This window comes from Phytohabitans kaempferiae (assembly GCF_042433955.1).
In the GTDB taxonomy this organism is placed as follows: Bacteria; Actinomycetota; Actinomycetes; order Mycobacteriales; family Micromonosporaceae; genus Phytohabitans; species Phytohabitans kaempferiae.
The window spans coordinates 1-10,713 of sequence record NZ_JBHLUH010000075.1 but is presented as its reverse complement, the minus strand read 5'-3'; the positions used below and the strand labels follow the sequence as shown (position 1 = coordinate 10,713).

Annotated in this window: 12 protein-coding genes and 1 pseudogene; 6 read left to right on the top strand and 7 right to left on the bottom strand. The window is 71.2% G+C overall.

Annotated features, from left to right (window positions below):
• Positions 1-294 precede the first annotated feature (294 nt).
• Entirely contained in the window at positions 295-1,287 is a 993-nt protein-coding gene (locus ACFFIA_RS34740) for an SDR family oxidoreductase (RefSeq protein ID WP_377259536.1), read from the bottom strand.
• 94 nt (positions 1,288-1,381) lie between these two features.
• Between ACFFIA_RS34740 and ACFFIA_RS34735 the strand changes: the two genes are divergently transcribed.
• The gene (locus ACFFIA_RS34735; RefSeq protein WP_377259533.1) at positions 1,382-2,779 is read left to right on the top strand and encodes an NAD(P)-binding protein; all 1,398 of its coding nucleotides are present in this window, start codon (positions 1,382-1,384) and stop codon (positions 2,777-2,779) included.
• A 135-nt stretch (positions 2,780-2,914) separates the two neighbouring features.
• Positions 2,915-3,229, top strand: coding sequence for a hypothetical protein (locus ACFFIA_RS34730; RefSeq protein WP_377259530.1), 315 nt, complete (start codon positions 2,915-2,917; stop codon positions 3,227-3,229).
• 423 nt (positions 3,230-3,652) lie between these two features.
• Here the strand turns inward: ACFFIA_RS34730 and ACFFIA_RS34725 are convergent.
• Positions 3,653-3,823: pseudogene (locus ACFFIA_RS34725) on the bottom strand (DUF998 domain-containing protein); the annotation flags it as partial.
• Positions 3,824-3,969: 146 nt separating this feature from the next.
• On the opposite strand from ACFFIA_RS34725, the gene ACFFIA_RS34720 reads away from it, so the two are divergent.
• Entirely contained in the window at positions 3,970-4,962 is a 993-nt protein-coding gene (locus tag ACFFIA_RS34720) for a sigma-70 family RNA polymerase sigma factor (protein WP_377259527.1), read from the top strand.
• On the opposite strand, the gene ACFFIA_RS34715 is transcribed toward ACFFIA_RS34720, so the two are convergent.
• The gene (locus ACFFIA_RS34715) at positions 4,867-5,253 is read right to left on the bottom strand and encodes an STAS domain-containing protein (protein WP_377259524.1); all 387 of its coding nucleotides are present in this window, start codon (positions 5,251-5,253) and stop codon (positions 4,867-4,869) included. The genes ACFFIA_RS34720 and ACFFIA_RS34715 overlap by 96 nt on opposite strands.
• A 167-nt stretch (positions 5,254-5,420) precedes the next feature.
• Here ACFFIA_RS34715 and ACFFIA_RS34710 point away from each other — a divergent pair, with 167 nt between their 5' ends.
• Positions 5,421-6,734: an FAD-binding oxidoreductase gene (locus ACFFIA_RS34710; RefSeq protein ID WP_377259521.1), complete on the top strand. Its 1,314-nt coding sequence runs from the start codon at positions 5,421-5,423 to the stop codon at positions 6,732-6,734.
• Positions 6,735-6,736: 2 nt separating this feature from the next.
• Here ACFFIA_RS34710 and ACFFIA_RS34705 read toward each other — a convergent pair whose 3' ends face one another.
• Positions 6,737-7,003, bottom strand: coding sequence for a hypothetical protein (locus tag ACFFIA_RS34705; protein ID WP_377259518.1), 267 nt, complete (start codon positions 7,001-7,003; stop codon positions 6,737-6,739).
• Positions 7,000-7,212: a hypothetical protein gene (locus ACFFIA_RS34700; protein ID WP_377259515.1), complete on the bottom strand. Its 213-nt coding sequence runs from the start codon at positions 7,210-7,212 to the stop codon at positions 7,000-7,002. The genes ACFFIA_RS34705 and ACFFIA_RS34700 overlap by 4 nt, the downstream gene beginning before the upstream one ends.
• A 146-nt stretch (positions 7,213-7,358) precedes the next feature.
• Here ACFFIA_RS34700 and ACFFIA_RS34695 point away from each other — a divergent pair, with 146 nt between their 5' ends.
• Positions 7,359-8,429: a winged helix DNA-binding domain-containing protein gene (locus tag ACFFIA_RS34695; RefSeq protein ID WP_377259512.1), complete on the top strand. Its 1,071-nt coding sequence runs from the start codon at positions 7,359-7,361 to the stop codon at positions 8,427-8,429.
• 145 nt (positions 8,430-8,574) lie between these two features.
• Positions 8,575-9,186: a class I tRNA ligase family protein gene (locus tag ACFFIA_RS34690; RefSeq protein ID WP_377259509.1), complete on the top strand. Its 612-nt coding sequence runs from the start codon at positions 8,575-8,577 to the stop codon at positions 9,184-9,186.
• Between the two features lie 263 nt (positions 9,187-9,449).
• Here the strand turns inward: ACFFIA_RS34690 and ACFFIA_RS34685 are convergent, their stop codons facing one another.
• On the bottom strand, positions 9,450-9,680 hold the full coding sequence (locus tag ACFFIA_RS34685) for a hypothetical protein (RefSeq protein ID WP_377259507.1): 231 nt from the start codon (positions 9,678-9,680) through the stop codon (positions 9,450-9,452).
• Complete coding sequence (locus ACFFIA_RS34680) at positions 9,677-10,576, bottom strand: DUF5753 domain-containing protein (protein WP_377259504.1); 900 nt, start codon at positions 10,574-10,576, stop codon at positions 9,677-9,679. Before ACFFIA_RS34680 ends, ACFFIA_RS34685 begins: the two co-directional genes overlap by 4 nt.
• Positions 10,577-10,713 lie beyond the last annotated feature (137 nt).

Below are 10,713 nucleotides of genomic sequence, written 5' to 3'. Positions count from 1 at the left end.
AAATGGACACCCACTAAACCTGTACATTCCACCCTGAAGTTAACAAACCACCGCTAGCGAGGTTTCGAGGTCGAGGTGGTCGCGTGGCTGGGCCACGTTCGGACCTGGTGTCGTCTGTGGGAGAAGCTGTCGAGCTGGGCGCACCGGTGCGCCCAACCTCCGGGACGTGCGCCGGACCTCGGCGGGTGCGTGGGCGTTGTCGGGGACATAGCCCATTCAAACCGGCATCGAGGGGCTATGTCCCCGACATAGCCCCTCGCGAGGAGACCAGGCCCGGCGGCCGGTGCACCCCGATCAGCCGGTGCCGTACGTCGCGACGAGCCTGTCCATCGTCGCGTCCAGGCGCGGGTCGACCCGGCGGCGGGCCGGGTCGGCGTCGTGCCAGGCCACGATCTCGCGGGCGCCCCGGTGAAACGGGATCTTCGCCACGAAGCCGGGCACGAGCGCGCGGACCTTCGCGTTGTCGAAGACCATCGAGTGCGCCTTGTCGCCGAGCAGCCCGGCGCCCCACTCGGGGTCGGCGGCGGCGATGGCGTCGGAGGGGACGTGCACGATCCGCGCCTCGACGCCCGCCGCCGCGGCGAGCTGCTCGGCGATCTGGTCCCAGGTCAGCACCTCGTCGGAGGTGATGTGCACCGCCTCGCCGATCGCCCGAGGGTGACCGAGCAGCGGCACGAAGCCGCGCGCGAAGTCGTCGTGGTGGGTGAGCGTCCACAGTGAGGTGCCGTCGCCGTGCACCACGATCGGCCTGCCCTGCCGCATCCGCTCCACGGCCGTCCAGCCGCCGTCGAAGGGGACGAGCGTGCGGTCGTACGTGTGTGAGGGACGCACGATCGTCGCCGGGAAGCCGCTCTCCCGGTACGCCGCGACCAGCAGGTCCTCACACGCGATCTTGTCGCGGGAGTAGCGCCAGTGCGGATTGCGCAGCGGCGTCGACTCGACGACCGGCAGCCGCGCCGGAGGCGTCTGGTAGGCCGAGGCCGAGCTGATGAAGACGTACTGCCGGGTGCGGCCGGTGAACGCGGTCAGGTCGGCGCGGACGTGCTCGGGCGTGAACGCGACCCAGTCGACCACCGCGTCGAACTCGAGGTCGCCGAGCGCGGCGCGGACCGAGTCGGGGTCGCGCACGTCGGCGCGGAGCACGGTCGCCTCCGGTGGCAGCGGCCGGTGGTTGGTGGTGCCGCGATTCAGGACGTACAGGTCGATGTCGCTCGCCACCGCCAGCCGGGAACAGGCGGAGCTGATGATGCCACTGCCACCGACGAAGAGCACTCGAAGATCACCCACGTCGCCACCTTAACGCCGATCGCCACCGAGGGGCCGAGCAAATATCATGATCCAGATCTTGATCGCGAACCGTCCACTGTAGAGAGGAACCCACATGGGTGTCACCCGCAAGGATGCGTTGCGAATTCTCGGCGGTACCGGCGTGGCCGCGGCGGCCGCCGCGCTGGCTCCCGGCTCGGCCGCCTCGGCCTCCGGCGGCGGGGTGATCCGCCGCGACGTGTGCGTGATCGGCGGCGGCGCGAGCGGCACGTACGCCGCCGTGCGCCTGCGCGACCTGGGGCACAGCGTGGCGCTGGTCGAGCGCGCCGGACGGCTCGGCGGCCACACCGAGACCTACCACGACCCGGTGACCGGCGGCTCCACCGACATCGGCGTGCTCATCTACCACGACCAGCAGCTCGTACGCGACTTCTTCGACCGCTTCGACGTGCCGCTGGCGCCGTACACCGGGCAGGGCGGCACGTCGAACAGCTACGTCGACTTCCGCACCGGCGAGATCGTGCCCGGCTACACGCCGCCGGCGCCCGCCGCGCTGCCCGCGTACATCGCGCTGCTCCAGCAGTACCCCTATCTCGACCAGGGCTTCGCGCTGCCCGACCCGGTGCCGGCGGAGCTGCTGCTGCCGTTCGGCGAGTTCATGCGGCTGCACCAGTTGGAGTCGATCGCTCAGATGATCTTCGGGTACGCCCAGGGCCTCGGCGACGTCCTCCGGATACCCGCGATCTACGTGCTCAAGAACGTCAGCCTCAGCGTGATCAACAGCGTGCTGAGCGGCTCGCTCCTGATCACGGAGCGGCGGGACAACGGCGAGCTGTACGAGAAGGCGACCGCGTACTTCGGTGGCGACGCCCTGCTCGGTGCGACGGTGCGCCAGGTGCACCGGGGCTCGCGGCAGATCCACGTGCGGGTCGCCACGCCGCAGGGACCGCGAGTGATCCAGTGCCGCAAGCTTGTCATCACCGTACCACCGCTTCTGTCCACTTTCGACGGATTCGACCTCGATGGCACCGAGCGCGCGATCTTCGGCCGGTTCGGGTACCACCACTACTGGACCGCGGTGGCCCGCCTCGGCGGCATCCCGGCCGGCGTCTCGCTGGTCAACGTCGGTGCGGACACCCCGTACAACCTGGCGCCGCTGCCCGGCTTCTACGGCCTGACCGTCACCGGTGTGCCTGACCTGTGGGGCGTCAAGTACGGGGCCACCGGCCCGTTGAGCGACAGTGCGGTGCGGGCCGCGATCGTCGCGGACATCCGGCGGCTGCGCACCGCGGGCACATACCCGGTGGAGTTCGCGGGGCTGGAGGTCTTCAAGGCGCACAACCCGTTCGAGCTGGTGGTGCGCCCCGGCGACATCGCGCGCGGCTTCTATCGGCGGCTGTACGACCTTCAGGGGCGAAACAACACGTTCTACACAGGAGCCGCGTTCCACACGCACGACTCGTCGCTGCTGTGGCGGTTCACGGAGGAGTTGCTGCCCCGCATCGCCGCCTGATCGGCTGTCCAATGTGGCCAACGCGGCCGTTGACGCACCGTTTCCATTCTTAGTAAAGTTTCCTTCTAATTTCGTCCGGGCCGTGCCAGATTGGCGCGGCCCGGACGCCCGCTGGCATGGCCCGTTGGAGCGTTCATGAAGATGCGCAAGCTCGGCCCGATGCTCGTCGTCACCGCCCTGACCACCGCCGGCCTGGGCGCCCTCTCCCCGGCGAGTGCCCAGGCCGCACCCTCCGACTGCACGATCAGCTTCAATGGCAACCCCCGTTCGGTGCAGAGCTACTGCGCGAGCGGCACCGGCGAGCACCGCATTCGCATGGTGCTGCGCCACTTCCTGCCCGAGGTCGGCCGGATCCCGGTGGAGGGCAACTGGGCGCCGGTCGGCGGTGTGTCGATCGCCGGCTACCCGCCGCACACGATTGAGAACGTCTGGGTCGAGAAGCGCGGATAAGCACCGGCGACCCGCCCCGCCGTCCCCACGGCACGAGGGTCGCGCCGGTCCACTCGTTCCCGGACGGACAAGGGCCCGCTCAATGCCGAGCGGGCCCGAGTCCTTCCCGTCAGAACGCCTACCTGAGCTACCGCGACGTCCGCCGCGCTCCAGACCGCCGCTCCCGCGGCCTCGCCCTCCGCGTCCACCAGCCCAGTCGCTGAGCCGGCGACGGTGACCGTGGCCGCTTCCGCGGCTTCCGCCCGGAATGTCGCCGCACATCCCACTAGGATCGGGGACCGCCGCTGGCGGCGGGGCGCGTGAACCGGGCGTCGGCCACCGTGTCAGGCGCGGTGGCGGAGGACGCGGGCGGTGACTGCGGCGGCCCAACGCGAGCACGCCGCAGAGTACGAAGTTGGCGATCTGGATCCAGCCGAGGTCACCGAGGGCGAGCAGGCTGAGCGGATGCCGCCTCAGGTCGAAGCCGTCCCGGGCGAGCGCCTGCGCCAGCACGGTGACGACGAACACGGGTCCGGCGAGCACACCGGCGGTGAGTAGGGCGCTCGTGCGGCTCTGCACGGCAACGGCGGTCGGGGTGGTGGCGATCTGGGCCATCGTCGGTTCCCTTCACGAGGTCGGTTGCCGGGATAGACCGCAGGCCGGGGGCGAACTCATCGGTCCGGCGGCGGTCATTTCGGATAAGCGGGCGACCGCCGGGGTCAGGTAGGTTGAGCCCATCGAGGGCCGATGGGGGGTTCACCGTGGGTGATCAAGCCACGAGCGTGGTGGGCGGTGTCGAGCTGCGCCTGGAGGAGTACCGCACCGAGCTCAACGGCTACTGCTACCGCATGCTCGGCTCGGCGTTCGAGGCCGAAGACGCGGTGCAGGAGACCATGGTGCGCGCCTGGAAGGCGTACGACCGCTTCGAGGGACGCTCGGCGCTTCGCTCCTGGTTGTACCGGATCGCGACGAATGTCTGCATGGACATGCTCGGCAGCGCCCAGCGGCGGGCCCGGCCGATGGAGCTGGGCCCCTCGTCCAAGACCCGCGAGGTCACCGAGGTCGTGCCCCTGCCCGAGCAGGTGTGGGTCGGCCCGGTGCCGGACAGCCGCGTGGTGCCCGACCGTAGCGACCCGGCCGAGGTGGCGGTCGCCCGCGACTCGATCCGGCTGGCCTTCGTCGCCGCCCTCCAGCACCTGCCGCCCAAGCAGCGCGCGGTGCTGATCCTCCGCGAGGTGCTGGCCTGGTCGGCACAGGAGACCGGCGAGCTGCTCGGCCTCACCGTCGCCTCGGTCAACAGCGCGCTCCAGCGGGCCCGGGCCACGATCTCGTCCGTCGACGTGACCGGCGACCGGCTCGAGCCGCTCGACAAGGACCAGAGCGACCTGCTCGCCCGCTACGTCCGGGCCTTCGAGGCGTACGACATGGCCTCGCTCGCCTCGCTGCTGCACGAGGACGCCACGCTCTCCATGCCGCCGATCGCGCTCTGGTTCCGCGGCCACGACGAGATCAGCCAGTGGATGCTCGGGCCGGGCGCGCCGTGCCGGGGCTCGCGGCTGGTCCCCACGGTGGCCAACGGGCTGCCCGCCTTCGGCCAGTACCGGCCGAGCGGCCCCGGCGGGCGCCACGAGCCGTGGGCGCTCATCGTCCTGGAGCTTTCAGGAGACAAGATCGCCGGGATCAACTCCTTCCTGGACGTAGACCGGGTCTTCCCGCTCTTCGGCCTCCCGAACGACCTCGACGGCCTCGACTGAGCCCGGGTCGGCCAGCAGCGGCAGCACCTCGCTCAGTCCGGTGAGCAGGAGCAGCTCGCGCAGCCGGGGGTGCGCGCCGTAGAGGCGGATGCCGCACCCCAGCCGTCGCGCCGCCACCTGGAGCCGGGCGAGCACGTCGATCGTGCCCGCGTCCGGGCTGGTGATCGTCCGTACGTCGCAGATCACGACGCCGGCCGGAGCGGCCCGCGCGATCGCGGCGAGGTGCTGCGACAGCACCGGTACGTCCGCGCGGCCGGCCGACTGGCCCACCACCAACACGGGCGCCCTCATGTCGACCTCCACTCGCCGGGTTTCGCGGTTCATGAGTACAGACCGGTCGGGAGGCGGAAAGTCATCGCACCATGACGCCCGGAAGATTCTTCTCCGGTCCGCGATGAGTTCCGCCCGCCCCGGCCGTCTGACCCCCCGAAGAGCGATCACGACCAAGGGGGAACCCCATGAACCCGCAGGCCCTTCGGCAGCGGTTCGCCGGACAGGTGTACCTGCCCGGTGAGCCCGGATACGACGAGAACCGCCGCTCCCTCAACCCCACCGTCGACGCCCGCCCGGCCCTGATCGTCGAGGCCGCGAGCGCCGCCGACGTGCGTACCGCGGTCGGTGTGGCCCGCCGCCACGACCTGCCGTTCTCGGTGCAGGCCACCGGCCACGGCACGCACACCGCCAACGACGGCGGCATCCTGGTCCGCACCTCCCGCATGACGGCCGCGCTGGTCGACCCGGACCGCCGGATCGCCCGCGTCGGCGCCGGCACCAAGTGGGGCGCCGTGCTCGCCGCGGCCGAGCCCTTCGGCCTCGCCCCGCTCTCCGGTTCGTCGCCGGACGTGGGCGTCACCGGGTACACGCTGGGCGGTGGCGTCGGCTGGCTCGGCCGCCGGTACGGCTTCGCCGCCGACAGCATCGTACGCGCCGAGGTGGTGACCGCCGACGGCCGTACGGTGACCGCGAGCGCCGACCGCAACGCGGACCTCTTCTGGGCCCTGCGCGGCGGCGGGGGCAACTTCGGCGTGGTGACCTCGCTGGAGTTCCGGCTGTACCCGGTCGCCGAGGTGCTGGCAGGCGCCGCGTACTTCGCCGCCGACCGGGCCGCCGAGACGCTCGCCTGGTACCGGGACTGGGTCGCCACCGCGCCCGACGCGCTGAGCACCGCCGTGGTGCTGCGCCACATGCCGGACTCGGCCGAGGTGCCCGCGGCGGTACGCGGCCGGCGCGTGCTGCTCGTCAAGGCGATGTACGCGGGCGACCCGGACCACGCCCGGTGCCTGCTGCGGCCACTGTGGAACGCGGCCGGCCCGGTGCTCCACGACGACCTGCGCCCCGTGCCGTACGCGGCCGCGGCGATGGGCGGCACGCCGGCCCGCTACCTCGACCTCTTCCCGACGCTGCCCGACCCGGTGATCCGGGCGTTGGCGGGGGCGCACGAGGACGGATTGGCCTCCACTGTGGAGTTTCGCCACTGGGGCGGGGCGATGGCGGCTCCCGGCCCCGACGCCGGCCCGGTGGGGCACCGCGACCTGCCGTTCTCGGTGATCGTGGACGCCTCGGTGCCGGCGCTGAACGCGGCCCTGAGCCCGTACGGCACCGGCGGCTCGTTCCTCAACTTCCTCGCCGACCCGGCGCGCACCGACAGCGCGTACACGCCGGAAAACCTGCGGCGGCTGCGGAGCGTGAAGGCGGCCTACGACCCGGACAACGTCTTCCGCGCCGGACACAACATCGCCCCGGCGCAGGGCAGCGGCAACCTCGCGATGTAGACCTACTCCAAGAGAAAGAGTTGGGCTACCGCGATCTCCGCCGCGCTCCAGACCCACACCGCGGCCAGGTGCACCAGCGCGGGCCAGCCGGCGGTCAGCTCGTACGCCAGGTACGCCAGCTCGGCGTCGCCCACACCGTGCTCGTCGCGGAGCGTGCGGAGTACCCCGTCGGGGGTGAGCGCGAGGTCGGCCGGACCGCGCACGGCGACCGGCGCGGGGAGCGCGGTCATCGCCTCGGGCGCGAGTGGGCGGCGGGCGGCGAGGCTCACGCGCGTCCCGTCCGGCAGCCCCGCGACCCACCGGGCCAGCCGCACCTGCTCGGGCGGGTGAGGCGGCAGGCGTCGTCGACGCCGAGGTCGGGGGCGGGCGGGTCGCCGCCCGCGTCCGCCGCGCGCACGACCACGCACGCGCCCTCCAGCGCCGTCGTCTTGCCGTATCCGGCGGCGGCGACGAACACGAGACAACCGGCGGGTGCCACGCATCACACTATCGGCGGCCGGGCGCCGGTCAGCCGCGCTGAGTCGCGTTGCCGACGGACGTATCTTGGCGCCGCCTCCACCTCTCGGGCACGGCCGGTACGGCGTCGTCGTTGCCGCGCGGCGGGCGGCGGCGGATGATTCGCGGATGGCCAACACGCGGGAAATCGCGCTGCTGCGGCTCGCCGCGCAGCGCCTCGCCGGCCCGGGGCACGCGAGCGCCGCGGAGGCGGTGCGGTGGCTGACCGCGGCCCAGGCGCAGGACCACGGCGGCGCGGTCACGTCGGTCGCCCTCCGCACCACCGGTGGCACGCGCGCCGAGGTCGAGGCGGCCTTCGCCGCGGCCGAGGTCGTGAAGTCATGGCCGCTGCGCGGCACGCTCCACCTCGTCGCGGCAGAGGACCTGCCGTGGATCCTCGCCCTCGCGGCGCCACGTGTGATCGCCAGGAGCGCCGCCCGCCACACCGAGCTCGCGCTCGACGAAAAGACCATCGGGTACGCGCATGAACTCACCCGTGAGGCGCTGGCCGGCGGCCGTTCGGCGCGGCGGGACGAGCTGATCGCGGGTTGGGAGAAGGCCGGCGTCGGCACCTCGGGGCAGCGGGGCTACCACATCCTGCGGCACCTCGCGATGACCGGTGTGCTCTGCTTCGGTCCGCTGAGCGGCGGCGAGCAGTTGCTGGTGCTGGTCGACGAGTGGGTCCCGCACCCGCGCCGCCCCGAGCGGGAGGAGGCGCTCGGCGAGCTGGCGCTGCGCTACTTCCGCGGCCATGGTCCCGCCACGGTCAAGGACTACACGCGCTGGGCCGGGCTCACCGCCGCGGAGGTCAAGGCGGGGATCGCGGCCGCCCGCCCACGACTCGAGGCGATCGAGGCGGACGGCGTCGCGCACCTCATGGACCCCACCACTCCCGAGCTGCTCGCCGCCAATCGCAAGGAGGCCCGCGAGGTGCTGCTGCTGCCCGGCTTCGACGAGTACATGCTCGGATACGCCGACCGCACCGCCGCCCTCCCCGCCGCGTACGCCAGCCGTATCGTGCCCGGCGGCAACGGCGTCTTCCAGCCCACCGTCGTGAGCGGGGGACAGGTGGTGGGCACCTGGCGCGCGGTGGGCAGGGCGGGGCGGCGCGCGGTCGAGGCGACCCCGTTCGCGGCGTTTGGCCGGGCGGCGGAGGCGGCGATCCCGAAGCGGTACGCGGAGGGCCCCTACGCCCGGTGACTTCCTCGGCGGGTGATCGCGAAGCCAGCCCAGGTGATGATGCCCCGCTAGCGGGGTCACTCCGAGCTGCACGCACGAGGCCCCGAGCTGGGGCCTCTCTTCGTTTGCGCGGGGCCCCGCTCCTTCCCCGCGAGGATCTCAGACGATGACCGCTCCTACCTACTACGTGACCACCACGATCCCGTACGTCAACGCCAGCCCGCACCTCGGCTTCGCGCTCGAGCTGGTGCAGGCCGACGTGCTCGCCCGGCACCGGCGGCAGCGGGGCGATGCGGTGCGCTTCCCCTCCGGCACCGACGACAACTCGCTCAAGAACGTGCTCGCCGCCGCGGCCGAGGGAGTGTCCACACAGGAGCTGGTGGACCGCAACGCGGGCGCCTTCGAAGCGCTGCGCGGGCCGCTGTGGCTCTCCTTCGACGACTTCATCCGCACCAGCCGCAACCCCCGCCACCGCCCTGGCGTGGAGCGGCTGTGGCGGACCTGCGCGGCCTCCGGCGACCTCTACCGCAAGCACTACGAGGGGCTGTACTGCGTCGGCTGCGAGCAGTTCTACACGCCGGGTGAGCTGGTCGACGGCCGCTGCCCCGAGCACGGCACCGAGCCGCAGCGGGTCGCCGAGGAGAACTGGTTCTTCCGCCTCTCCCGCTACCAGGACCGCCTCCTCGGCCTGATCGAGAGCGGGCGGCTGCGCATCGAACCGGCGGCGCGGCGCAACGAGGTGCTCGCGTTCGTCGCCGCCGGGCTACGGGAGAAGTGAAGTCGGCGGACGACACTATAGACAGAGGCTTGTCTGTAACCGCCGCTGCCTTATCAAAAGAGCTTGTCGGTAAGTTCGAGATAGCGACCTCGCGGTCTATGTCAAGCGGTAGCAATCCCTGAACCTTGTCTGGGACTGCCTCGCTTGCCCCTTGCGATGCTCGCTGTCTTTTGAAGCGCTAATGTCCTGGGCGCGAAGTATGGTCTGCCGCCGCCCGAAGCCCTCACGAGCACGACGGCAGACCAAACTCGTAAGTCCGTTGGCTAACCCTCCGTTGGGGAAATGGACTCACCGGCCACCGTTTGGTTCTGCGTTGCGTAGCGGACACCGGCGAGGAACGCCTCGTAGACGCTGACCACCTCGACGGCGATGGCCTCGCACTGCTCCGGGGTGGTCGTGATGCCCAGCTTCTCGGACTCGGCCGAGACCGCATGAGCTGCCGCTGTGACGGCGGCTCGGGTGGCGTCGGAGTCGAAGGGGATTGTGCCAGTCATGCGGCCACCGCCTCGGCTGGACGGGCCGAGGTGCCGCCGAGTTGATCGATCGAGTCCTGGATCAGCGTCATGGACTGGCTGGGGTTGAGCGCCGTCTCTTTCAGCTTGTCGAAGGCGGTGCTGTATCGCTCGGCGGCGTCGGCCTCGATCACTGCGCCGCCGGTGAGCTGGTCCAGCAGCGCCACCGGCGGGTATGGCTGCGGCATCCGGCATAGCGTGAACCCGCCGTCCATGCCCAGGTGCAGGGCGGCGCTGGTGGGCAGGACCATAACGGTCACGTGCGGGCGTTGGGTCGCGCGAGTCAGGTGCTCCCATTGGGCCAGCGAGACGGCGTTGCCGGCGATCCGGCGAGACAGCGCCGATTCCTCCAGGATCACCGTCAACCGGATCGGTGGCCGGTCGTCCAACACCTGCTGACGGTCCAGCAATTCGCGGACCATCGACTCGACCTTCATCATCGGCATGTGCGGGTCGCGGAAGCGGATCAGCGCTTCGGCGTAGTCCCGTGCGCGTAGGAGCGGCGGGATCAGCGTCGGCGCGTAGACGCACAGTTCCTCGGCCTTGGACTGGATCCACCAGTGGTCGATGACGGGCTGGTCGTTGACTCCGGCCGTGCCGGTGTCCCTGACCCCGGTTACCTCCCAGTGGCACACCCGCCACGCGTTCCGTGCCAGTGCGATCAACTCTTCGCGTCGGCGTTCCTCGAAGACTCCGTAGACGTCGAGCAGCGCGGTGACGTGATCGGGGCGAAACGGCCACTCCGCCCGCTCATAGCGGGCCAGGGGTGCGCCACGAGGCGCTCTGTCGTAGTCCCAGCTCAGCTGGGAGGAATTGGAGGGATGTTCCTGGGTCTGATGGCTTACCGGACATCGAAAGGTGGGAAGGGAAAAGAGCATGCCAGGAAACCAGCGGCCGGGTCCAGGTGTTAGGGACGGTGCGCTGGGGGACCCGCGTGATATGGCGAAAGCTGGATTGTCTGAATCCTAATCTCCAGAAGACGCAACCGGCTCGTCCGCCGGAAAGACGCCTGTAA

Bases quoted from the DNA above. Each gene is read 5' to 3' on its own strand.
- ACFFIA_RS34690 (WP_377259509.1), top strand. From the start codon at position 8,575: ATGACCGCTCCTACCTACTACGTGACCACCACGATCCCGTACGTCAAC.
- ACFFIA_RS34695 (WP_377259512.1), top strand. From the start codon at position 7,359: ATGGCCAACACGCGGGAAATCGCGCTGCTGCGGCTCGCCGCGCAGCGC.
- ACFFIA_RS34715 (WP_377259524.1), bottom strand. From the start codon at position 5,253: ATGAGGGCGCCCGTGTTGGTGGTGGGCCAGTCGGCCGGCCGCGCGGAC.
- ACFFIA_RS34730 (WP_377259530.1), top strand. From the start codon at position 2,915: ATGAAGATGCGCAAGCTCGGCCCGATGCTCGTCGTCACCGCCCTGACC.
- ACFFIA_RS34680 (WP_377259504.1), bottom strand. From the start codon at position 10,576: ATGCTCTTTTCCCTTCCCACCTTTCGATGTCCGGTAAGCCATCAGACC.
- ACFFIA_RS34735 (WP_377259533.1), top strand. From the start codon at position 1,382: ATGGGTGTCACCCGCAAGGATGCGTTGCGAATTCTCGGCGGTACCGGC.
- ACFFIA_RS34710 (WP_377259521.1), top strand. From the start codon at position 5,421: ATGAACCCGCAGGCCCTTCGGCAGCGGTTCGCCGGACAGGTGTACCTG.
- ACFFIA_RS34685 (WP_377259507.1), bottom strand. From the start codon at position 9,680: ATGACTGGCACAATCCCCTTCGACTCCGACGCCACCCGAGCCGCCGTC.